The sequence below is a fragment of the Actinomadura hibisca NBRC 15177 genome (genome assembly GCF_001552635.1).
GTDB classification, from domain to species: domain Bacteria; phylum Actinomycetota; class Actinomycetes; order Streptosporangiales; family Streptosporangiaceae; genus Spirillospora; species Spirillospora hibisca.
This window is the reverse complement of record NZ_BCRO01000007.1, coordinates 25,070-47,470: the sequence shown is the minus strand read 5'-3', so window position 1 is coordinate 47,470 and position 22,401 is coordinate 25,070. Positions and strand designations below refer to the sequence as shown.

Annotated in this window: 19 protein-coding genes; 15 read left to right on the top strand and 4 right to left on the bottom strand. The window is 73.8% G+C overall.

Going from position 1 to position 22,401, the window contains the following annotated elements; translation table 11 throughout:
• Positions 1-14: 14 nt before the first annotated feature.
• The 9 genes from AH6_RS43325 (at position 15) to AH6_RS02755 (ending at position 8,331) form a co-directional block, all read left to right on the top strand.
• Positions 15-995 (top strand): helix-turn-helix transcriptional regulator, encoded by a 981-nt coding sequence (locus AH6_RS43325; RefSeq protein ID WP_067472955.1) that lies wholly within the window; start codon positions 15-17, stop codon positions 993-995.
• Positions 992-2,107 carry a helix-turn-helix transcriptional regulator gene (locus tag AH6_RS43320; RefSeq protein WP_373861724.1) on the top strand — a complete coding sequence of 372 codons (1,116 nt, stop codon included), beginning with the start codon at positions 992-994 and terminating at the stop codon, positions 2,105-2,107. Before AH6_RS43325 ends, AH6_RS43320 begins: the two co-directional genes overlap by 4 nt.
• Positions 2,108-2,109: 2 nt before the next feature.
• Positions 2,110-2,334, top strand: coding sequence for a hypothetical protein (locus AH6_RS02785; protein WP_067473080.1), 225 nt, complete (start codon positions 2,110-2,112; stop codon positions 2,332-2,334).
• A 27-nt stretch (positions 2,335-2,361) separates the two neighbouring features.
• The gene (gene tatA, locus AH6_RS02780) at positions 2,362-2,766 is read left to right on the top strand and encodes a Sec-independent protein translocase subunit TatA (protein WP_067472950.1); all 405 of its coding nucleotides are present in this window, start codon (positions 2,362-2,364) and stop codon (positions 2,764-2,766) included.
• A 47-nt stretch (positions 2,767-2,813) separates the two neighbouring features.
• Positions 2,814-3,680 carry a twin-arginine translocase subunit TatC gene (gene tatC / locus AH6_RS02775; protein WP_067472947.1) on the top strand — a complete coding sequence of 289 codons (867 nt, stop codon included), beginning with the start codon at positions 2,814-2,816 and terminating at the stop codon, positions 3,678-3,680.
• Positions 3,681-3,806: 126 nt separating this feature from the next.
• Positions 3,807-6,575, top strand: a complete 2,769-nt coding sequence (locus tag AH6_RS02770) for a DEAD/DEAH box helicase (protein ID WP_067472944.1) — start codon at positions 3,807-3,809, stop codon at positions 6,573-6,575.
• Positions 6,576-6,769: 194 nt separating this feature from the next.
• Complete coding sequence (locus AH6_RS02765; RefSeq protein ID WP_067472941.1) at positions 6,770-7,081, top strand: DUF2470 domain-containing protein; 312 nt, start codon at positions 6,770-6,772, stop codon at positions 7,079-7,081.
• A 232-nt stretch (positions 7,082-7,313) separates the two neighbouring features.
• A complete protein-coding gene (locus AH6_RS02760) occupies positions 7,314-7,997 on the top strand; it encodes a biliverdin-producing heme oxygenase (RefSeq protein WP_067473077.1) in 684 nt (227 codons plus the stop codon).
• A 151-nt stretch (positions 7,998-8,148) separates the two neighbouring features.
• Positions 8,149-8,331 (top strand): hypothetical protein, encoded by a 183-nt coding sequence (locus AH6_RS02755; protein ID WP_245679150.1) that lies wholly within the window; start codon positions 8,149-8,151, stop codon positions 8,329-8,331.
• 140 nt (positions 8,332-8,471) lie between these two features.
• Here the strand turns inward: AH6_RS02755 and AH6_RS02750 are convergent, their stop codons facing one another.
• From AH6_RS02750 to AH6_RS02740, 3 genes are all read right to left on the bottom strand, one after another.
• Positions 8,472-9,257 carry a Crp/Fnr family transcriptional regulator gene (locus AH6_RS02750; RefSeq protein WP_083982158.1) on the bottom strand — a complete coding sequence of 262 codons (786 nt, stop codon included), beginning with the start codon at positions 9,255-9,257 and terminating at the stop codon, positions 8,472-8,474.
• A gap of 330 nt (positions 9,258-9,587) precedes the next feature.
• Positions 9,588-10,538, bottom strand: a complete 951-nt coding sequence (locus tag AH6_RS02745) for a 5'-3' exonuclease (RefSeq protein ID WP_083982157.1) — start codon at positions 10,536-10,538, stop codon at positions 9,588-9,590.
• A 121-nt stretch (positions 10,539-10,659) separates the two neighbouring features.
• Positions 10,660-13,158 carry a SpoIIE family protein phosphatase gene (locus tag AH6_RS02740; protein WP_067472935.1) on the bottom strand — a complete coding sequence of 833 codons (2,499 nt, stop codon included), beginning with the start codon at positions 13,156-13,158 and terminating at the stop codon, positions 10,660-10,662.
• A 214-nt stretch (positions 13,159-13,372) separates the two neighbouring features.
• Between AH6_RS02740 and AH6_RS02735 the strand changes: the two genes are divergently transcribed.
• From AH6_RS02735 to AH6_RS02715, 5 genes are all read left to right on the top strand, one after another.
• Positions 13,373-14,494 (top strand): M24 family metallopeptidase, encoded by a 1,122-nt coding sequence (locus AH6_RS02735; RefSeq protein ID WP_245679149.1) that lies wholly within the window; start codon positions 13,373-13,375, stop codon positions 14,492-14,494.
• Between the two features lie 399 nt (positions 14,495-14,893).
• Positions 14,894-16,138: an ABC transporter ATP-binding protein gene (locus tag AH6_RS02730; RefSeq protein ID WP_067472928.1), complete on the top strand. Its 1,245-nt coding sequence runs from the start codon at positions 14,894-14,896 to the stop codon at positions 16,136-16,138.
• A complete protein-coding gene (locus AH6_RS02725) occupies positions 16,135-17,457 on the top strand; it encodes an ABC transporter substrate-binding protein (RefSeq protein ID WP_067472924.1) in 1,323 nt (440 codons plus the stop codon). Before AH6_RS02730 ends, AH6_RS02725 begins: the two co-directional genes overlap by 4 nt.
• A 51-nt stretch (positions 17,458-17,508) precedes the next feature.
• Positions 17,509-18,912 (top strand): ABC transporter permease, encoded by a 1,404-nt coding sequence (locus AH6_RS02720; protein WP_067472912.1) that lies wholly within the window; start codon positions 17,509-17,511, stop codon positions 18,910-18,912.
• Positions 18,909-19,862 (top strand): carbohydrate ABC transporter permease, encoded by a 954-nt coding sequence (locus tag AH6_RS02715; RefSeq protein WP_067472909.1) that lies wholly within the window; start codon positions 18,909-18,911, stop codon positions 19,860-19,862. The genes AH6_RS02720 and AH6_RS02715 overlap by 4 nt, the downstream gene beginning before the upstream one ends.
• 90 nt (positions 19,863-19,952) lie before the next feature.
• On the opposite strand, the gene AH6_RS02710 is transcribed toward AH6_RS02715, so the two are convergent.
• Positions 19,953-21,182: an ABC transporter ATP-binding protein gene (locus AH6_RS02710; protein ID WP_067472906.1), complete on the bottom strand. Its 1,230-nt coding sequence runs from the start codon at positions 21,180-21,182 to the stop codon at positions 19,953-19,955.
• 115 nt (positions 21,183-21,297) lie between these two features.
• On the opposite strand from AH6_RS02710, the gene AH6_RS02705 reads away from it, so the two are divergent.
• On the top strand, positions 21,298-22,347 hold the full coding sequence (locus AH6_RS02705; protein ID WP_067472903.1) for a LacI family DNA-binding transcriptional regulator: 1,050 nt from the start codon (positions 21,298-21,300) through the stop codon (positions 22,345-22,347).
• Positions 22,348-22,401 lie beyond the last annotated feature (54 nt).

The window sequence follows — 22,401 nt, the reverse complement described above, 5'->3', positions numbered from 1 at the left end:
AAGGTGGTGGCGAAGTGTCGCGGCGCAAGACCGAGCGCCTGCTCAACCTGGTGGTCTGCCTGCTCGCCACCCGCAGGTACCTGACGGCCGAGCAGATCCGCCGGGCGGTCCCGGGCTATCCCGACTCCGACGAGGCGTTCAAGCGCATGTTCGAACGCGACAAGGAGGAGCTGCGGGAGCTGGGGGTGCCCCTGGAGGTGGGCAGCGACCAGCAGGGCGGCGGCGGCGAGGAGATCGGCTACCGCATCCCGCCGCAGGCCTACGAGCTGCCCGACATCCACCTGACGCCCGACGAGGCCGCGGTGCTGGGCCTGGCCGCCCGGGTCTGGCAGCGCGCCAGCATGGCCGAGGCCGCCTCCGGCGCGCTGCTGAAGCTGCGCGCCGCCGGCGTCGACACCGACGTGCCCACCGCCGTCGGCATCGAACCCCGCGTCAACACCGGCGACCCGGCCTTCCCGGCGCTGTGGGAGGCGGTCCGCGACCGCCGCCCCGTCGCCTTCGACTACCAGGGCATCGGCCGCACCCAGGTCGCGCGCCGCCACCTGGAGCCGTGGGGCGTGGTGAGCCGCCGCGGCCGCTGGTACGTGGTCGGCCACGACCGCGACCGGGGCGAGTCCCGCGTGTTCCGGCTGTCGCGCATCACCGGCGAGGTCGTGCCCGACGGCCCCGCCGACAGCGTCACCGTGCCCGCCGACGTCGACGTGCGGCGCATCGCCTTCGACCGCGGCGACCCGGTCGCCGAGCCGCGCCCGGCGCAGGTGCTGCTGCGCGCCGGGGCCGCCCAGGGCCCGCGCCGCTGGGCCCGCGAGGTGCGGCCCGCCGCCGGCGACGGCTGGGCCGGGTGGGACGAGGCCGTCCTCACCTTCCGCGACGTGGACCGCTTCGCGCCCTACCTGGCGCGGTTCGCCGACGACGTCGTGGTGCTCGACCCGCCCGACCTGCGCGAGGCGGTCATCCAGCAGCTCAAGGCGGTACTGGCGGGGAGCGACCGGTGAACGAGACCAGCGACGCCGTGAAGGCCACCAAGGCACAGGCCAAAACGCAGGCCAAGCCGCAGGGCAAACCGGCCGGGAAGGCCGCCGCGACCACCTCCACCGACCGGCTGGGCCGCCTGCTGGCCCTGGTGCCCTACGTCGTGTCGCGCGACGCGGTCGCCCTCGACGAGGCCGCCGCCGCGTTCGGCGTCACCGAGAAGCAGCTCATCGACGACCTCAACCTGCTGTGGTGCGTGGAGCTGCGCGCCCCCGACCCCTACTGCCCGATCGACCTGTCCTACGAGGGCGGCGAGATCACCGTCACCGAGGCCGAGTCGATCGCCCGCCCGCTGCGGCTCAAGGTCGACGAGGCCAGCGCCCTGCTGGTGGCGCTGCGCATGCTCGCGGGCATCCCCGACCTCCAGGACCGCGACGCCCTCAGCCGCGTCATCGCCAAGCTGGAGACCGCCGCCGGGGCCGCCGCCTCCCAGGTCAGCAGCCAGGTCACCGTCGAGGTCGACGCGGGCGGCGACACCGTGGGCCGGCTGCGCCAGGCCATCGGCGCCGGCCGCCGCGTCCACCTCACCTACTACGTCCCGGCCCGCGACGAGAACACCGAGCGCGACGTCGACCCCATGCGGCTGCTGGTGGTGGAGGGCAACACCTACCTGGAGGGCTGGTGCCGCCGCGCCGAGGCGGTGCGGCTGTTCCGCCTCGACCGCGTCACCGCGCTGGAGGTGCTGGACGCCGCCGCCGAGGTCCCCGCCGGCGCCGAGCCCATCGACGTCGACGCCGGGCTGTTCCGGCCGTCCGAGCACGACGTCCGCGTCAGCTTCGAGCTGACCCCGCAGGGCCGCTGGGTCGCCGACCACTACCCGTGCGAGAGCGTGGAGGAGCTGGGGGAGGGGCGGCTGCGGATCGTGCTGCGCACCCCCGACACCCGGTGGGTGCGCGGCCTCGCGCTGCGCCTGGGCGACCAGGGCCGCATCACCGCCCCCGCCGACCTGGCCGAGGGCGTGCGCGCCGACGCCGCCCGCGCCCTGGCCCGCTACGAGACCGCCGGACGCGCCGCCCATCCGGGCGGCCCGGACGACCCGAACGTCCCGGCCGGGACGCGCCGAGAGGGGCGGTGACCATGCCCACCGCGACGTGGCTTACGGTGGCGATGAGCTTCGCCGGACTGCTGGTCCTGGCGTTCTGCGGCTTCAAGGTCCACCTGGGCGTGCGCCGTCTGGCGCGTGAACTGGACCGGACCCGCAGGCGGCTGGAGCCCGAACAGACGGCGCTGCGGAGTGAACTCCACGATCTCCAGGAGGCGCATGCGGCACGCGACTCCGGAGACGGCGTACGATCGGGTTGAGTACCACCTGCTGAAGAGGGAATGTCCATGGGTAGCTTTGGCACGAGCGAGATCCTGATCGTCCTCCTCGTCGTCCTGCTGTTGTTCGGCTCCACCAAGCTGCCGCAGCTCGCGCGGTCGCTCGGCAAGTCCGCGCGCATCCTGAAGGCCGAGACCAAGGGCCTGCGCGACGACGATGACGACGCTCCCGCCGACACGCCCGCCGACCGGGCCGCCGGCCGCGACGCCGACCGCGTCCAGGCCCAGGAGGCCCGCGACCGCGCCGCCCAGCTGCGCGAGGAGGCCGCCCGCCTGGAGCGCGAGGCCGCCAATGTCCAGCCCGGTGCCCAGCCCGGCGCCCAGCAGCAGCCCTACCGGCAGGGCGCCCTGCCGTCCGGCGAGCCGATCCAGGGCGTGCCGGTCGCCGACCGCGACCGCTTCGGCAAGTCCTGACCCCTCCCGACCCCCGATCGGCGGCCTAGACCCCTGAATCCCCGACGATGAAGCTCCTGAGCTCCGCGCAGGCCAACCCCGACGGCCGCATGCCGCTGCTGGACCACCTCCGCGAGCTGCGCAACCGGCTGATCAAAGCGATGATCGCGCTGGTCATCGGCATGATCGTGGGCTACGTGTTCTTCCAGCCCATCTGGGACCTGCTGAAGGAGCCCTACTGCCAGATCCCCCAGGCCCGGGAACTGAACGACAAGTGCACCCTGGTCGTGGACGGCATCTTCAGCCAGTTCTTCGTGCGCCTCAAGATCGCCATGATCGTCGGGATCGTGCTGTCGTCGCCGGTGTGGCTCTACCAGCTGTGGGCGTTCGTGGCGCCCGGCCTGTACAAGCGCGAGCGCCGCTGGACCTACGTGTTCCTGACGGTCGCGGTGCCGCTGTTCCTGGTCGGCGCGTGGCTCGCCTACCTGTTCGTCGACAAGGGCCTGCAGCTGTTCCTGGGCGGCTTCTCCATCGACGGCGTCACCGCCCTGGTCAAGGTCGACCAGTACCTCAGCTACGTGCTGGCCATGCTCGTGGTGTTCGGCGTCACCTTCGAGCTGCCGCTGCTGGTGGTGATGCTGAACCTGGTCGGCGTCCTGACCTTCCAGCGCATCAAGAAGACCCAGCGCATCGCCGTCTTCGGGATCTTCGTGTTCTCCGCGGTCGCCACCCCCAGCGGCGACCCCGTCACCATGCTGGTGCTGGCCCTGCCCACCGTGGTGCTGTACGAGATCGCCGCCGTGCTCGCCTACTTCAACGACCGGCGCCGCGGCCTCACCGCCGACCCCGACGCCGAGCTCGCCGACGACGAGGTCTCCCCGCTGCGCCTGGAGGAGATCGACGCCGAGCTGGAACGCGGCGACCGCCGCCCCTGAGCCGCCGTCGCCGGGCCGCCCCGAGCCGCCCCTAGAGCCCACGACCGGACCGCTTCCGGGTAAAACGGGTCACCCGAACCCGCCCCGGAGTGCATAACGGGCCGGTCGAAACCGTAGGCTCGTTCCATGACCACCCCCGACACGCAGTCGGCCGACCAGTCCCCGGCGGAGCGCTACGCGGCCCACCGCAAGCGCAACGCCGGCAGCGGGCCCGCCCTGCTCGACTTCCAGACCCTGTACGACTTCCCCCTGGACCCGTTCCAGATCGAGGCGTGCCGGGCCCTGGAGGCCGGCAGCGGCGTCCTGGTGGCCGCGCCCACCGGCTCCGGCAAGACCCTCGTCGGGGAGTTCGCGGTCCACCTCGCCCTCACCGGCGGCCGCAAGTGCTTCTACACCACGCCCATCAAGGCGCTGTCCAACCAGAAGTACGCCGACCTCGTCAGCCGCTACGGCCCCGACAAGGTCGGGCTGCTCACCGGCGACAACAGCGTCAACGGCGAGGCGCCCATCGTGGTCATGACCACCGAGGTGCTGCGCAACATGCTCTACGCCGGGTCGCAGACCCTGGCGGGCCTCGCGTTCGTGGTCATGGACGAGGTCCACTACCTGGCCGACCGGTTCCGCGGCGCGGTCTGGGAAGAAGTGATCATCCACGTGCCGGACTCGGTCCGCATCGTGGCGCTGTCGGCGACCGTCAGCAACGCCGAGGAGTTCGGCGAGTGGCTCCAGGCCGTCCGCGGCGACACCGCCGTCATCGTCGACGAGCACCGGCCCGTGCCGCTGTTCCAGCACATGCTGGTCGGCACCCGCCTGTACGAGCTGTTCGTCGAGACCGGCAAGGGCGGCGGGCGGCAGGCCCGCGTCAACCCCCAGCTGCAGCGCATGGCGGTGGAGGAGGTGCGCCGCGCCAAGGTCAACCAGGGCCGCCGCACCGGCCGCCGCCGCGAGTCGCGCCCGCAGCGCTTCCGGCCCCCGATGCGCCCCGACGTGATCTCCCGGCTGGAGCGCGCCGGGCTGCTGCCCGCCATCACCTTCATCTTCTCCCGCGCCGGCTGCGACGCCGCCGTCCTCCAGTGCCTGCACGCCGGGCTGCGCCTCACCTCCAAGGAGGAGAGCGAGGAGATCCGCGCCCACGTCGAGCTGCGCACCGCCGACATCCCGCGCGAGGACCTGCGCGTGCTCGGCTACGACGACTTCCTGTCGGCGTTGGAGCGCGGCATCGCCGCCCACCACGCCGGGATGCTGCCCACCTTCAAGGAGATCGTCGAGGAGCTGTTCACCCGCGGCCTCACCAAGGCGGTGTTCGCCACCGAGACCCTCGCGCTGGGCATCAACATGCCCGCCCGCACCGTGGTGATCGAGAAGCTCGACAAGTGGAACGGCGAGGCCCACCTCGCCCTCACCCCCGGCGAGTACACCCAGCTCACCGGGCGCGCCGGGCGCCGCGGCATCGACGTCGAGGGCCACGCGGTGGTGCTCTGGTCCCCGACGGTCGACCCGAACTCGGTCGCCGGGCTCGCCGGCACCCGCACCTACCCCCTCAACTCCAGCTTCCGGCCCTCCTACAACATGGCCGTCAACCTGGTCGGCGCCGTCGGCGTCGAGCGCGCCCGCACCCTGCTGGAGGAGTCGTTCGCGCAGTTCCAGGCCGACCGCGCCGTCGTCGGGCTGGCCCGGCAGGTCCGCAAGAACGAGGAGGCGCTCGCCGGGTACGCCAAGGCCGCCGAATGCCACCTGGGCGACTTCATGGAGTACGCCGCGCTGCGCCGCCGCCTGTCGGACCGCGAGGCCGAGCTGTCGCGCGAGCGGTCGTCGTCGCGCCGCGCCGAGGCCGCCAGAGCGCTGGAGCACCTGCGGCCCGGCGACGTGATCCTGGTGCCGTCGGGCCGCCGCACGGGCCTCGCCGTCGTGCTGGACCCCGGCGTCGGCCGCCGCTCCGACGGGCCCGCGCCGCTGGTGCTCACCGCCAACCGGTCGGTGCAGCGCCTGTCGGTCCTGGACTTCCCGCGCGCCGTCGAACCCGTCGAGCGCATCCGCATCCCCAAGTCCTTCAGCCCCCGCAACCCCCAGGACCGCCGCGACCTCGCCTCGACCCTGCGCAACAAGGTGCCCGACGACGTCGGCGACCTGCGCCGCCGCCAGCGCGACGCCCCGGCCTCCGACGACGCCGAGATCGGCCGGCTGCGCGCCGAGCTGCGCCGCCACCCCGTGCACGGCTGCGACAAGCGGGAGGACCACGCCCGCTGGGCCGAGCGCCACCACCGCCTGGACCGCGAGACCGAGCAGCTGCGCCGCCGCGTCGAGGGCCGCTCCCAGGTCATCGCCCGCACCTTCGACAAGGTCTGCGCGGTCCTCCAGCAGCTCGGCTACCTCGACGGCGACGACGTCACCGACGAGGGCCGCCGCCTCGGCCGCATCTACAACGAGCTCGACCTGCTCACCGCCGAGAGCCTGCGCGAGGGCCTGTGGGAGCGCCTCGACCCCGCCGAGCTCGCCGCGTGCGTGTCGGCGCTGGTGTACGAGTCGCGCCAGCCCGACGACGCCGCCCGCCCCCGCACCCCCACCGGCGCCGTCCAGGAGGCCCTGGGCTCGATGGTGCGGCTGTGGGGGCAGCTGGAGGCCGTCGAGGAGGACAACGGCGTGTCGTTCCTGCGCGAGCCCGACCTCGGCTTCGCCTGGACCGCCTACCAGTGGGCCCGCGGCCACGACCTGGACGAGGTGCTGCTGGAGGCCGGCATGACCGCCGGCGACTTCGTCCGCGCCGTCAAGCAGCTCCTGGACCTGCTCGGCCAGGTCGCCGACGCCGCCCCGCCCAACAGCCACATCCGCAAGACCGCCCGCAAGGCGATGGACGCGATGCGGCGCGGCGTCGTCGCCTACTCCTCGGTCACCTGACCCGTGGCCCCGCCCCCGGCCCGTCCGCCCCGGACCGGCCGGGGCGGGTCCGGCGCGCCTCCGACTCGCCAAAGTTAGGTAAGCCTTACTAGGGTGAGGCCCACCTGAACGGTCGTGAACCCGCACGTCAGGCGGCCGCCCGGCCGCCCGGCGCGGGCACGGCCGTGGGACCGCGAACCAGGAGGGCCTGCGCCATGACCGAGAACGACCCCTTCACCGACGACGTGGTGCGGCAGATCATGCGGCACATGAACGACGACCACCCCGGCGACTGCGCGATCATCGCCCGCGGGCTGGGCGGCGTCCCGGACGCCACCGCCGCCCGCATGAGCGGCATGGACGCCGACGGCATCGACTTCGCCGCCACCGTGGACGGCGCCGAGGTCCCGGTGCGCATCCCCTGGAGCGGGCGGCTCACCGAGCGCCCCCAGGTGCGCCACGAGGTCGTCCGCATGTCCGACGAGGCCCGCAGGGTGCTCGGCCTCGCCCCGAACGACGGCCACTGACCCGGCCCTCTCGGCCACGTCGCCGATTCCGGACCCGGCTCCGGCCGCCGAACCCGGCCGCTGACCTCGGCCATCCGTTCCCCTCTGGCCATTCCGACGCGGCGTCGGTAAAGTAGCCGACGTCACGTCGGAAAAGTCGGCTGCACCCCCTTCCGGTGCGAGTTAGGTAAGGCTAACCTCATCTCACTCGGCCGGAACGGTCGGCCGACGGACGGAGGGGACGCGGATGGGCATGTCCGAGCAGGCTGCGGGGCGCGCTGAGGGACAGGACGCGGGGTTCGCGGCGGAGCTGCGGGCCGCCACCTGGAGCGACCACGGCGACAACGAGGGCTCGGCCTACATGTCGGCGCTGGTCGAGGGACGGCTCGGCCGCGAGGAGTACGCCGTCCTGGTCGCCCAGCTCTACCACGTCTACGACCTGCTGGAGCGGGCCGCCGAGACCATGGCGGCCGACCCCGTCGCCGGGCCCTTCGTCTTCCCCGACCTGCGCCGCCGCGAAGCGCTGGAGGCCGACCTCGCCTACCTGTACGGGCCGGGCTGGGCCGCCCGGATCGAGCCGGGCGAGGCCGCCACCCGCTACGCCGAGCGCCTGCGCGAGGTGTGCTTCGACTGGCCGGGCGGCTTCGTCGCCCACCACTACACCCGCTACATGGGCGACCTGTCGGGCGGCCAGTACATCGGCCGCCAGGTGCAGCGCAGCCTGGACCTCGGCCGCGACGACGCCGGCGTGCTGTTCTACCGCTTCCCCGGCAAGCCCAAGGGCTACAAGGACGCCTACCGCGAGCTGCTCGACGCCGCCCCCTGGGACGCCGCCGAGCGCGCCCGCGTCATCGACGAGGTCAAACTCGCCTACCGGCTGAACGCCGACATCACCACCGAGCTGAGCCGCGAGCTGCGCATCGAACCCGCCGCCTGACCGGCGACGTTCCCTCCGGCCCGAATAAGGGACATCCTTAATCGGCTATTGGAGCGCGCAGGGAATGTGGGGTGGTTTGTCCCCCCGCGCATCGGAGATCACGCCGGTGCGCCTCGGGGGAAGCCCGGCGCCCCGACTGACCCGGAGGTCCATGATGCTCGCGATCGCCGCCGCGGCCGTGTTCGCCCTCGCCCTGCTGTTCGACCTGGCCGACATCTCCTCGGACGCCTTCAACTTCCAGACCCTCATCACCGTGGGCCTGCTGTTGCTGGCCCTCCACCTGGCGGGAGTCGGCACCAGCACCAACTGGCGCGGCCGCAGGGGCCGCCGCTGACGGCCCGCACGCGAACACGACGACGCCGCCGTCCCCACCAGGGGACGGCGGCGTCCGCGCGTGACGGCGTCGGCGTCAGGGCATCGCATCCAAGCCCGTTGCCGATGTGCGGCCTCGCAGCGTGCCGCCGGCGCGCGGCGTCAGGGGTCGGGGTGGCCGTCGGCGTAGGCGCGCAGGCCCGGCAGGTCCAGCACCACGATCCGCCGCCAGCCGGTGTCCACCAGCTTCTGCCTGCGCAGCACGCCCAGCGCCCGCGCGACCGTCTCCCGCGAGGCGTCCATCCAGCTGCCCAGCTCCTCCTGCGACAGCGGCGGCGCGATCTCGATCCCGCCGCCCCGGGCGGGCGGCGCGTACCGCGCCGACAGCTCCGCCAGATGCGCCAGCAGCGCCGCCAGCCGCTGCGCGCCCTTCGCCGACACGTTGGCCTGCACCCGGCGCCCGGCCTCGTCCAGCCGCCGCACGAACGTGCCGCTGACCAGCCGCCACACCTCCGGATGCGCGTCCAGGTAACCGGTGAAACGCGCGGCCGGGACCACCAGCGCCCGCACCGGGCTCAGCGCCGTCACCGTCGCCGACCGGTGCCGGCTGCCCAGCACCGCGCTCTCGCACACCAGATCGCCCGGCCCGCGCACCGCCAGCACCACCGCGTGGCCGTCGGCGGTCGTCGAGGCCACCTTCGCCCAGCCGCCCTCGATGATGATGATGTGGTCGGACTGGTCGCCCTGGTAGCACAGCGGCACCTTGGCGGCGTAGGCGCGCGGCCGCGCCACCTCGCGCAGCCCGGCGCGCTGCGCCTCGTCCAGGGCGTCCCAGAACGCCTCCCAGCGCGCCTTACCGGCGCCCGGGCCCGCGTGCGGACCGGCGTGGGGGGCGTCGTTGCGCGGCGGGGGCGGGCCGAAGCCCTGCGGGTAGGTCCTCTCGGTCACCGGGATTCCGTTTTCTGCGGCCTGCTCGCGAGCGGGCCCGCGGGTCGGTTCGGCGGTTGCGGCGGACGTGCGGCGGGAGCCCTGGCAAGCGCCGCCCGCCGCCGGGAGGACCGGGGCCCGCGGCAACTGGGGGGAGTGGGGCGGTGAGGCCCATCGCCACGGGCACCGGTCGCCCGTATCCCAAGGAGAACCCCTTCTCGATCACGATGCTGCACCCGTGGGCACGTCCGCCGTGCGTCCTCTGACACACCACCGGAACCGCCCGGTCAGGCCATCGTCAGCCGCCCGCCGCCGCCCGTCAAGGCCGCCGCGGCGCGCCTGACACGCCGGTCAGGATCCGGCCAGCGCCTTCAGCAGCCGCTCCACCGGGCTGTTCAGCCCCCACCGCTCGGCCAGCTCCGCCAGCGCCTCCGGATCGCGCGGCGCGCGCGGCAGGTCGTCGTCCAGGGCGCGCAGCTCGGGGGAGTCGATGTCGGTGACCACCCGCACCACCGTCTCGGCCGCCGCCAGGTAGTCGCGCGCGCCCTCCAGCTTGCGCCGCGCCGCCGCCGGAAGGCCCTCCCGCACGTCCGAGTCCAGCGCCTCCAGCAGCCCCGCCAGCGACCCGAACCGCGTGATGAGCGTCGCGGCCGTCTTGTCGCCGACGCCCGGCACGCCCGGCAGCCCGTCGCTGGGGTCGCCGCGCAGCGTCGCGTAGTCGGCGTAGCCGCGGCCGGGGATGCCGTACTTGGCCGCGACCTCCTTCTCGCCCAGCACCTCCAGGTTGCGGATGCCGCGCGCGGTGTACAGCACCAGCACCGGGCCGCGCTCGTCCACCAGCTGGAACAGGTCGCGGTCGCCGGTCACCACGTCCACCGGCCCGCGCTCGCGGCCCGCCGTCGCCAGCGTGCCGATGACGTCGTCGGCCTCGTAGCCGGGCACCCCCAGCCGCGCCAGGCCGACCGCGTCCAGCACCGCGTCGATGACCGGGAGCTGCACCTCCAGCGCGTCGGGCGTCTCCTCCCCGGCCCCGCCCGCCGCGCCGTCCGCCGCGTCCGCCCCGGCCACCCGGTGCGCCTTGTACGACGGCAGCGCCGCCACCCGGAACGCGGGCCGCCAGTCGGCGTCCATGCAGCACACCAGCCGCTCGGGGGAGCGGTCCGCCACCAGGCGGGCGATCATGTCGATCAGGCCGCGCACCGCGTTGACCGGCGTGCCGTCCGGCGCGGTCACCTTGTCGGGCACCCCGTAGAAGGCGCGGTAGTACAACGACGGCGTGTCCAGCAGCATCAGCCCGCTCATGGCGTTCATCGTGCCACGCACCACCGACGTTCGGACCGCGCCGCCACGACCACCGCGCAGGTCGCACGACCGCGCCCGGCGGGCCGCCGCGCCGGTCGAGACGCTGCAGTCGCCGCGCCCGTCACGTCACCTGGATCGCCAGCAGGCAGGTGTCGTCGAGGGGGTTGGCCGCGCCCAGCGCCACCAGCACGTGGTCGATGACGCCGTCGGGTCCCTCGCCCGGCCGTTCCTGCACCGCGCGCCGCAGCAGCTCGAACCCGTCGGTCAGGTCGCGGTCGCGGCGCTCCACCAGCCCGTCGGTGTAGAACAGCAGCACGTCGCCGCGCTCCAGCCGCAGGGTCGCCGCCTCCAGCGGCGGCGCGTCCACCGCGCCCAGCAGGATCCCCTCGGGCGGCCGCAACGTCTCGGCGCGCTCGCCGCGCAGCAGCACCGGCGGGGGATGCCCCGCCTGCGCCCACGTCAGCGTGCGCGTCTCGGGCGCGTACCGGGCCGCGATCGCGCTGGCGGTCAGCGACCGGTGCCGGTGCAGCAGCAGCCGGTTCAGCCACCCCAGCAGCCGGTCGGGCGGCGCGCCGGTGCACGCCAGCCCGCTCAGCGCGTTGCGCAGCCGCGCCATGCCCGCCGCCGCGGCCAGGCCGTGCCCCGACACGTCGCCGATCGCCAGGAACACCTCCTGCTCCGACAGCGCGGTGGCCTCGTACCAGTCGCCGCCGACCCGCGTCCGGCTCTGCGCCGGCAGGTACCGCACGGCCGCCTTCAGCCCCGGCAGCGTGCGCGGCCCGCGCGGCAGCGGCAGGATCGCGCGCTGCAACTCCACCGCGATGTGCCGCTCCTCGGCGATGCGGCGCCGCTCGCGGTCGAGCTGGCGGCGCGTGGCGGCCAGCGTCTCGTCGGCGCGGCGGCGCTGGCTGACGTCCTGGAACACCGCGTGCAGCGCGATCGGCGCGCCCAGCGGGTCCAGCACCGGCTCGGCCATCACCCGCAGGTGCCGCACGTCGGCGCCCACCCGCACGCGCAGCTCCAGGTCGGCGGGCTCGCGGCGGCCCAGCAGCGTGCGCATCAGCTGCTCGGCGCGCGGCAGATCCTCGGGCAGCACGTGGTCGGCGAGGCCCTCCAGCGGCAGCGGACCGGCCGTCCGCGACCGCCCGAAGATGGTGTAGAGCTGGTCGGACCAGGAGATGTCGCCGCCGGCCAGGTCCCAGCGGCTCCACCCCAGGTTGCCCAGCCGCTGCGCCTGCGCGAGCTGCCCCGCCAGGTCGGCGGAGTCGTCGTGGAACCGCCAGCTCGCCAGCACCCCGCCGCCCACCCGGCACGCCCGCACGCTCAGCGTGGTCGGCACCAGCCGCCCCTCGCTCAGGCTGGCGTAGTCGCGCGGGCCCCGCCGCAGCGGCACCCCCGACTCCAGCACCCGCACGTACTCGTGGAACAGCCCCGACACCGCCAGACCCGGGTACCGCTCCAGCAGCCGCACCCCGACGATGTCCTCGGCCCGCCGCCCGGCCAGCTCGGTCGCGTCAGCGTTGACGACGTCGATCTGGAAGTCGACGACCTCGCCGTCCTCGTCGCGGATCGGCGTCATCAGCGCGCCGGGCGCCTGCACCGCGTCCAGCAGCGCCCGCAACCACGGCGCGTCGGCCGCGCCCCCGGCCGCCGGCGCCAGGTCCCGCAACCGCCGCGCGCACGCCGCCAGCACCGACCGCACGTAGCGGCGGGTGCGGCCGTCGGGCGCCGCGTCCGGCGACCAGGTGATCTCGGCGGCCCCGATGACGCGGCCGCCCGAGTTGAGCGGCACGCACGAGTACGGGCCCGGCAGCTTCGCCGCCGCCCCCACCAGCGCCAGCCGCGCCGGGTCGGCCTCCCACAGCGGCGCCGCCGACCGGACCGCGCGTACCAGCCCGACGTTGCAGTGCGGCGGGATGCGCGCCCACTCGCTGACCACGTGCGCGGGCAGCGCGTACGCCCCGGCCACCCGCAGCGCCCCGTCCGGCTCCAGCACCGTCAGCAGCACCGCGCTCGCGCCCAGCCAGCCCAGCGCCTCCTCGCCCAGGCGCAGCGCCAGCTCGTCGGGGCCCCGGGCAGCCTCGAACGCCGCCGCCGCCAGATGCCGGGCCGCCGCCAGCGGCGCGGGCAGATCACCGCCCGGCGTGTCCGTAATGCCGGTGTCCGTAATCCCGGCATCTGCCGTGCCGGTGTCCGTAATTGGGGGAGCGCCGGGGTGCGCGTGGCCGCTGTCGGCGACCGGCCCGCCCTCGCCGTCACCGTCCGTGACGGCGGTGGGCGGGGCCGCGCCGGTGCCGGGGCGCGCGTCGGGCACGTCCGGCGGGTCCAGGTAGGCGGCCGGGGCGAACACCGCCGCCGACCGCGACGCCTCCTCGGCGGCCGCGTCCGCGTCGACGCCCAGCAGCAGCGCCGCCGCCGACGCGGGCCGCACCCCCGCCTGCGCCGCCAGCTCCAGCAGGTGGTCGTAGGCGGTCTCCACGCCGCAGCCCAACCGCTCCGCCAGCAGGCCCTTCGCCTGCTCGACCACCGTGCGGGCCCGCTCCCCGCGGCGCTGGGCGTCCAGCTCGTGGCGCAACCGCTCCACGGTGGCGGCGAGGGCGAGGGCCTGGCTCTGCTGCATCACCGGCCCCGCGCTCAGCGGCGGCCGCCGGCCCCGGCGCCCCCGGCGGCCGCACGCGGGACGACTGGGATGCTGGTGGGGTGTCCGCAGCGGACATGCCAGTGTCGGAGCATGTACAGAATGTAACAGGACCTGCTCACTGGGGAGGAGGAAGCGGTGATTCCGCCACGGTCACCCCGTGACCGGAACACCGTGACCGGAAATGGAGACGGGTGTGACAACGGAGTTGTATCCGCGGACGCGGGTCGCCCAGGTGCAAGAGGCCGTCGCCCGGGCCGGCCTGGGGGCGGTGCTGCTGACCCCGGGCCCGGACCTGCGCTACGTCACCGGCTACGACGCGCTGCCGCTGGAGCGGCTGACCTGCCTCGCGGTGCCCGCCGAGGGCGAGGCGTTCCTGGTGGTGCCGCGGCTGGAGCTGCCGGCCGCCCGGGAGTCCCCGGCCGGGGACCTGGGCGTGGAGCTGGTGGCCTGGGACGAGACCGACGACCCCTACGCGCTGGTGGCGCGGCGGCTGCCCGCCGGGCTGACCGGCGCGGGCTCCCGCGTCGGCGTGGCCGACCGCATGTGGGCCGTCATGGCGCTGCGCTTCCGCGCCGCGCTGCCCGCCGCCGAGCAGGTCGCCGCCGGGTCGGTGCTGCGCGAGCTGCGGATGCGCAAGAGCGCCGCCGAGGTCGCCGCGCTGCGCGAGGCGGGCGAGGCCATCGACCGCGTGCACCGGCGCGTGCCCGACTTCCTCAAGCCCGGCCGCACCGAGCGCGAGGTCGGCCGCGACATCGCCGACGCCATCATCGCCGAGGGCCACGCCACCGTGGACTTCGTCATCGTCGGGTCGGGCCCCAACGGCGCCAACCCGCACGCCGAGCTGTCGGACCGCGTCATCGGCCCCGGCGAGCCCGTCGTGGTCGACATCGGCGGCGTCATGCCCAGCGGCTACTGCTCGGACTCCACCCGCAACTACTGCGTGGGCGAGCCCCCGGACGACTACCGCCGCTACTTCGAGGTGCTGCGCGCCGCCCAGCGGGCGTCCTGCGACGCGGTGCGGCCCGGCGTGACGCCCGAGGCGGTCGACGCCGCCGGCCGCGACCTGATCGCCGACGCCGGGTACGGGGAGCTGTTCGTCCACCGCACCGGGCACGGCATCGGCCTGGAGGTCCACGAGGAGCCCTACATCGTGGCGGGCAACACCGAGCCGCTGGAGCCCGGCATGGCCTTCTCCGTCGAGCCCGGCATCTACCCGGGCCCGCACGGCGCGCGCATCGAGGACATCGTGGTGTGCACCGAGGACGGCCACGAGCGGCTGAACAACACCGGCCGCGACCTGGTGATCGTGGGCTGAACCGGCGGCGCGCCGCCGGCGCGCGGCGCCGCGACGGCGTGCCGACCACGCGCCGACAGCGCGGCGACCACGTCCCGACAGCGCGCCGACAGCACGGCGACGGTGTGGCGACAGCGCCGCGACCGCACCGCGACACACCGCCGCACGTGAGGGCGGGGACCCGGCCGGGTCCCCGCCCTTTTCCGTCGGCTACCGGCAGATAACGATCTTTGCACCAAATGGCGCGGCGGCCGTCCGGCGGGTTGCCAGCCGTCCGCCAAGGGCGGTACTGATTTTGCTCATCGTCCGGCGGGTTACGAACGCGTGTTCCCCCCGTCACGGGCGTGTGACAGGCCGGGGACGGCTCCCCGGCCGGGGCCGAACACAGCAAACGCAGCAAACGCAGCAGAAGGAGACGCCGTGGCAGAGGTCGCCCTGACAGGCGTCGGGAAGGTCTATCCCGACGGGACCCGGGCCGTGACCGACCTGAACCTCACCATCGCCGACGGGGAGTTCCTGGTCCTGGTGGGGCCGTCCGGCTGCGGCAAGACCACCGCCCTGCGCATGGTGGCCGGGCTGGAGGAGATCTCCGAGGGGCGGGTCACCATCGGCGACCGCGTCGTCAACCGGGTGCCCTCCCGCGACCGCGACATCGCGATGGTCTTCCAGAGCTACGCGCTCTACCCGCACCTGTCGGTGCGCGACAACATCGGGTTCGGGCTGTCGCTCCGCAAGATGCCCAAGGCCGAGATCCGCGAGCGCGTCGAGCGCGCCGCCGGCATCCTCGGCCTGGTCGAGCACCTGGACCGCAAGCCCCGCAACCTGTCGGGCGGCCAGCGCCAGCGCGTGGCGATGGCCCGCGCGATCGTGCGTGAGCCGCAGGCGTTCCTGATGGACGAGCCGCTGTCGAACCTGGACGCCAAGCTGCGCGTGCAGACCCGCGCCGAGATCGCCCGCATCCAGCGCGACCTCGGCGTCACCACCATCTACGTCACCCACGACCAGACCGAGGCGATGACCCTCGGCGACCGGGTCGCGGTGATGAAGAAGGGCGAGCTCCAGCAGGTCGCCCCGCCGCAGGAACTGTACGACCGGCCCGCGAACCTGTTCGTGGCCGGGTTCATCGGCTCACCCGCCATGAACCTCGTCCAGGGCACCCTGACCGGCGACGCGGCGAACCCGCGCCTGGAGGTCGGCGGCCAGACCCTCACCCTGCCCCCCGAGGTGCTGGCCGACCGGCCCGACCTCGCCGGCTACCTCGGCCGCGACCTGGTGGTCGGCGTCCGGCCCGAGGACATGGAGGACGCCGGGCTGGCCGACGCGCCGGCCGGCGCCGGGCAGTCCGACCCCGGGCCGGGCCGCACCCTCACCTCCACCGTCGAGCTCGTCGAGGCGATGGGCTCGGACGTGCTGGTGCACTTCGCGATCGAGGCCGCCCAGGTGGTCACCGAGGACACCCGGGAACTCGCCCGCGACGCGGGCACCGACGTGCGGGAGGCGCAGCGCACCGACCTGATCGGCCGGTTCAGCCCGCGCACCCGCGTCAAGGTCGGCGACCCGGTGACGATCAGCGTCGACACCGGCCGACTGCACTTCTTCGATATCGACACCGGCGCGTCCGTCTGGGGAACCGGGGCCGCGCCGTCAGGGAAGGATGAAGCATGAGGATCAGCAGGCGCTTGACGGGTGCCGCCGTGGCGGCGGGCCTGCTCCTGTCCGCGGCCGCGTGCGGCGGCGGCGACGACAAGAAGGACGACGGCGGCGACGCCGCCGCCAACGGGCCGCTCAAGGGCACCAAGGTCGAGGTCGCCGCCAAGTGGACCGGCCCGGAGGAGAAGAACTTCCGCGACGTCCTCAAGGCGTTCGAGAAGAAGACCGGCGCCACCGTCACCTACGCCTCCACCGGCGAGAACACCGACGCCTACCTCGGCCCGCGCCTGGAGGCCAAGAACCCGCCGGACGTGGCGATCCTGCCGCAGCCCGGCCTGCTCCAGCAGTACGCCGCCAAGGGCTCGCTCAAGCCGCTGGCCGCCGACGTGGTCGCCGAGGTCGACAAGAACTTCGCGCCGTACTGGAAGGAGCTGGCCTCCGCCAAGGGCCAGACCTACGGCGTGCTGGTCAAGGCCGCCTACAAGTCCATCCTCTGGTACCGGCCGCAGGTGTTCTCCGACGCCGGCGTGCAGCCCCCGGCGACCTGGGCCGACCTGGTGAAGGCCGCCGGCACCCTGCAGGACGCCGGGCAGACCCCCTTCGCCCTGGCCGCCGGCGCGCAGGACTCCTGGACGCTGACCGACTGGTTCGAGAACGTCTACCTGTCGCAGGCGGGCGCCGCCAACTACGACAAGCTCGCCAAGCACGAGATCAAGTGGACCGACCCGACGGTCGGCAAGGCCCTGGAGACCCTGGGCCAGATCTGGGGCAAGGGCGACTTCCTGTCCGGCGGCGTCTCCCAGGCCACCAAGACCAAGTTCGACTCCTCCATCACCGAGGTGTTCGGCCAGCAGAAGGCCGCGATGGTCTACGGCGGCGACTTCGCCGCCGCCAACATCAACACCACCAAGTCCAAGGTCGGCACCGACGCCAAGGTCTTCGCCTTCCCCAAGGCCGGCGACACCGCACCGGCCCTGCTCGGCGGCGACACCGCCGTCGCCCTCAAGGACGGCAAGGGCGCCCAGGAGCTGATGAAGTACCTGGCCTCCCCCGAGGCCGGCAAGGTGTGGGCGGGCCTCGGCGGCTACCTGTCGCCGAACAAGAACGTCGCCCCCGACGCCTACTCCGACCCGGTGGCCAAGGAACTGGTCGCGCAGATGCAGCAGGCCGGCGACGCCGCCCGCTACGACATGTCCGACCTGACCCCGGCCGCGTTCGGCGCCACCCCCGGCAAGGGCATGTGGGAGGCGCTGCGCGGCTTCGTCCAGAAGCCGACCGACGTCAAGGGCACCCAGGCGAAGCTGGAGGCCGAGGCCGCCAAGGCCTACAAGTAACCCGCGAACAACGGCGCCCGACCACGAGGAACCCCTGAATGAAGGCTCCGCATGAGTGCGCATGAGGAGGTGCCGCCGGCCGCCACGGCCGGCGGCGCCGCCGCCGTCGCCCCCGGGACGGCGGACACCGGGACCCCCGGTGACAAGGCCCCCCGCCGCAGCCGCCGCGAGGGACTGACGCCGCCGTCATGGCTGGCGCTGCTGTTCCTGCTGCCGGCGCTGGTGCTGCTGGGCTTCCTGGTGGTGTACCCGATCGTCTACTCGGTGATCCGCAGTTTCTTCGACGCCGGGGGCGACTCCTTCGTCGGCCTGGACAACTACGCCGGCGTCTTCCAGGGCCACGACAACCTGGTGTCGGTGCGCAACACCGCCGTCTGGGTCGTGGTCGCGCCGACGGTGGTCACCATCGTCGGCCTGCTGTTCGCCGTGCTCGCCGAGCGGATCCGGTGGGCCACGGTGTTCAAGCTGGTGGTGTTCATGCCGATGGCGATCTCGTTCCTCGCCTCCGGCGTCATCTTCCGGCTGGTGTACGAGCAGGACCCCGACAAGGGCGTGGCCAACGCCGCGATGGTGGCGATCCACGACACCTTCGCCGGCGGCGCGAGCTACCCCGGCGCGGGCCCGCGCAACGGCGACGGCCAGCCGGTGAAGGCCGAGGGCGGCGCGGTGGTCACCACCGCCGCCGTCGACCCCGGCCGGACGGCGCTGGTGCCGCTGCTGCGCGTCAAGCCCGAGACGCTGCCCAAGACCGCCAAGCCCGCCGCGCAGCCGCCGTCCGCCCAGTCGGGCGAGGTGACCGGCACGGTGTGGTTCGACTTCACCAAGGGCGGCGGCGGCCAGTCCAACGCCCCCAACGCGGGGGAGAGCGGGCTGCCCGGCGTCACGGTGGAGGCGGTGCGCGGCAGCAAGGTCGTGGCCACCGCGACCACCAAGGACGACGGCACGTTCACCCTGAGGAAGGTCGGCGACGGCCCGGTCACCATCCGGCTGCCGCAGGACAACTTCACCGCCTCCTACCGGGGCGCCGAATGGCTCGGCTCCACCCTCATCACCCCGGCGATCATCGTGTCGTACCTGTGGGTGTGGGCGGGCTTCGCCATGGTGCTGATCGCCGCCGGGCTCGCGGCCATCCCGCGCGACGCGCTGGAGGCGGCCCGCGTGGACGGCGCCACCGAGTGGCAGGTGTTCCGGCGCGTCACCATCCCGCTGCTGGCCCCGGTGCTGGTGGTGGTGCTGGTGACGCTGGTCATCAACGTGCTGAAGGTGTTCGACCTGGTGTTCATCATCGGCGGCGGCGATCCCAACGCCAGCGTGCTCGCCCTGCAGATGTGGACCGAGGCGTTCGGCGGCGGCAACGACCAGGGGGCCGGCAGCGCCATCGCGGTACTGCTGTTCCTGCTGGTGATGCCCGCCATGTTGTTCAACATCCGGCGGCTGCGGCAGGAGCGCAAATGAGCACCGCGGACAGGACCGACACGGTCGAGCCCGCCGAGCGGGACGACGACGGCGCCAACGGCAACGGCGCGGCGGGCTCGCCGCGCCGCGGGTTCGCCGCCCGCGCCACGGCCCGGCTCGGCGGCGGCCTCGCGCAGGCGCTGCTGGCGCTGGTCGCGCTGTTCTGGCTGGTGCCGACGCTGGGCCTGCTGGTGGCCTCGCTGCGCTCCAACGCCGACAACAACGCCGGCGGCTGGTGGCAGGTGTTCACCAAGCCGTCCCAGCTCAGCTTCTCGTCCTACTCGGCGCTGCTCGACAAGCCCGACTTCGTCGACTCGTTCTGGAACACCATCCTGATCACCGTGCCGACCACCGTGCTGGTGGTGGTGATCGCCTCGCTGGCGGCCTACGCGTTCGCCTGGATGGAGTTCCCCGGCCGGGACTGGCTGTTCCTGCTGGTGGTGGCGCTGCTGGTGGTGCCGGTGCAGGTGGCGCTGCTGCCGGTCGCCAAGCTCTACGGCAAGATCGACTTCGGCGGGTTCCAGATGTTCGGGTCGATCGCCGGCGTGGTGCTGTTCCACGTCGCCTTCGGCCTGCCGTTCGCCATCTTCCTGCTGCGCAACTTCTTCGCCGCCATCCCGCGCGACCTGCTGGAGGCGGCGCGGATGGACGGCGGCTCGGAGTGGACGATCTTCCGGCGGGTCATCTTCCCGCTCGGCGGCCCGGCCATCGCCTCGCTCGGCATCTTCCAGTTCCTGTGGGTGTGGAACGACCTGCTGGTGTCGCTGGTGTTCGCCGGGACCGACTCCCAGCCCATGACCAAGTGGCTGCAGTCGCAGATGCGCCAGTTCACCGGCAACATCGACATCCTGGCGCCCGGCGCGTTCCTGTCACTGATCATCCCGCTGGTGGTGTTCTTCGCCTTCCAGCGCTACTTCGTGCAGGGCGTGCTGGCCGGCTCGGTGAAGTAACACGGTGAAGTGACGCGGTGAAGTAACGGCGTAGAACGCGAGCGGGTCCGGCGGCACGTGCCGCCGGACCCGCTTCCGTCGTGCCGGGGATCAGTCCTTGCTGATCTTCGGGGCCTCCTGGTGGCCGATCGCCAGGCCGCTGGTCGGGTCGAAGAAGTGCAGGCGGCGGGTGTCGACCGCCAGCTCGACCTGCTGCCCCGGGCGCACGTGCGAGCGGGCGTTCACGCGCGCGGTCCACAGCGCCTTGTTGTCGGTCAGCGGGATCGCGGTGTCGGCCGCGTCGCCGTCGGCGGCGTCCTCGGCCAGGTCGGCGGTGTCCTTGTGCTCCACCGGCGGCGCGTCGATGGTGAAGATGACGTTGATCTCGCTGCCCAGCTCCTCGGTGACGCTGCTGGTGACGCCCATCGGCGCCCAGGCGGAGTCGGCGTGCGCGGCGTCCTCGAAGTCCGAGGGCCGCACGCCCAGGATCAGCTTCTTGCCGAACCAGTCCTCCAGGCCAGGCTTGGCGGCGACCAGCTCGTCGGGCACCGGCAGGTCGAACCCGGCGAAGCGGACGCGCGCGCCGCCGTCGCCGCGGGTCAGCTCGGCGTCCACGAAGTTCATCGCGGGCGAGCCGATGAACCCGGCCACGAACAGGTTGACGGGGTTGTCGAACAACCGCTGGGGGGTGTCGACCTGCTGGAGCTTGCCCTCGCGCAGCACGCACACGCGCGAGCCGAGCGTCATCGCCTCGATCTGGTCGTGGGTGACGTAGACGGTGGTGACGCCGAGGCGCTCGTGCAGCTGGCTCAGCGAGGCGCGCATCGACACGCGCAGCTTGGCGTCCAGGTTCGACAGCGGCTCGTCCATCAGGAACGCCTGCGGCTCGCGCACGATCGCGCGGCCCATCGCCACGCGCTGGCGCTGGCCGCCCGACAGCGCGGCGGGCTTGCGGTCGAGGAACTGCTCCAGGCCCAGCATCTTGGCGGCCTCAAGGACCTTCTTCTTGCGCTCCTCCTTGGAGGCGCCGCGCAGCTTGAGGCCGAACTCCAGGTTCTTCTCGACCGTCATGTGCGGGTAGAGCGCGTAGTTCTGGAACACCATCGCGATGTCGCGGTCCTTGGGCGCCAGGTCGTTGACGACCCGGTCGCCGATGGAGATCTTGCCGCCGCTGATCTCCTCCAGCCCGGCGATCATCCGCAGCGCGGTCGACTTGCCGCAGCCCGACGGGCCGACCAGCACCATGAACTCGCCGTCCCGGATCTCCAGGTCCAGCCCGTCCACGGCCTTGACGCCGCCGGCGTACACCTTGTCCACGGCGTCCAGCACGATCTTGGCCATCGGGCCCCCTCACGTTGGAAACGTTTCCATCCTGTGCAGTTCACCAGGGGTTTCCTCCCGGTATGCGCATTCAATACTATGGAAACGTTTCCGGCGAAGGGGCGGGCGCGATTCCATGGCGACGACGATCAAGGACGTGGCGGCCGCCGCCGGGGTGGGCATCGCCACGGTGTCGCGGGTGTTGTCGGGCACCGGCTCGGTCAGCGCCGCCACCCGCGAGCGCGTGCTGGCCGCCGCGCGCGCCCTGGACTACCGGCCGAGCGCCGTCGGCCGCAGCCTGAAGACCCGCCGCACCGGCGGCATCGGCCTGGTGGTGCCCGACGTCACCGACCCCTTCTGCGCCGAGCTGGTCGCCGGGGTGCTGGCCTGCGCCCGGTCGCTGGGCGAGCACGTGCTGCTGGACGCCGCGCACGGCGACCCCGAGCGCGAGGCGGCGATCGTCGACCGGCTCGTGGAGCAGCGCGTGGACGGCATCATCGCGCTGCCCGCCGGGGACGTCGCCGCCTGGGAGAGCGCCGTGCGCGTCGGCTGCGCGGTGGTGTTCGCCGACCGCGCCCTGCCCGCGCTGCCCGCCGTCCCGGCGGTGCTGGCCGATGACGCGGGCGGCGTGCGCGCCCTCACCGAGTACCTGACCGGCCTCGGGCACCGCCGCGTCGCCTACCTCGGCGCGGCCGGGCCCGGCCAGGCCCCCGGCGTGCGCGAGCGCGCCTTCCGCGACACCCTGGCGGGCCTCGGCCTGCCCGTGCATGAGGACCTGGTCGTGGCCGCCCGCCCCGAGCGCGACAGCGCCTACGCGGCCGCCGCCGGGCTGCTGCAACGTGGCACCGACGCGACCGCCGTGCTGGCGGCCGGGCACCTGCTGGGGGAGGCCGCCGTCCTGGTCGCCCGCGAGCTGGACATCCGGGTGCCCGCCGACGTGTCGATCGCGATGGTGGACGACGTGCCCTGGGCCGAGCTGTGCGACCCGCCGCTCACCGCCGTCGCCCGCCCCGGCCACGACATGGGCTACCGCGCCTGCGAGGCGGTGCTGCGCGACAGCGCCCGGCGCGGCGCGCACCGCCCCGTCCCGCTGCCCACCGAACTGGTCATCCGGGGGAGCTGCGGCCCGCCCCGCGGCGCGCGCGGCGGACGCCGGGCGTCCGGCGACCCGCGGGGCGGCCGCTGACCCGTCCCGTACCGGATCGTCATATCGGACGGCCCCGTATCCGGGCCGGGGAGG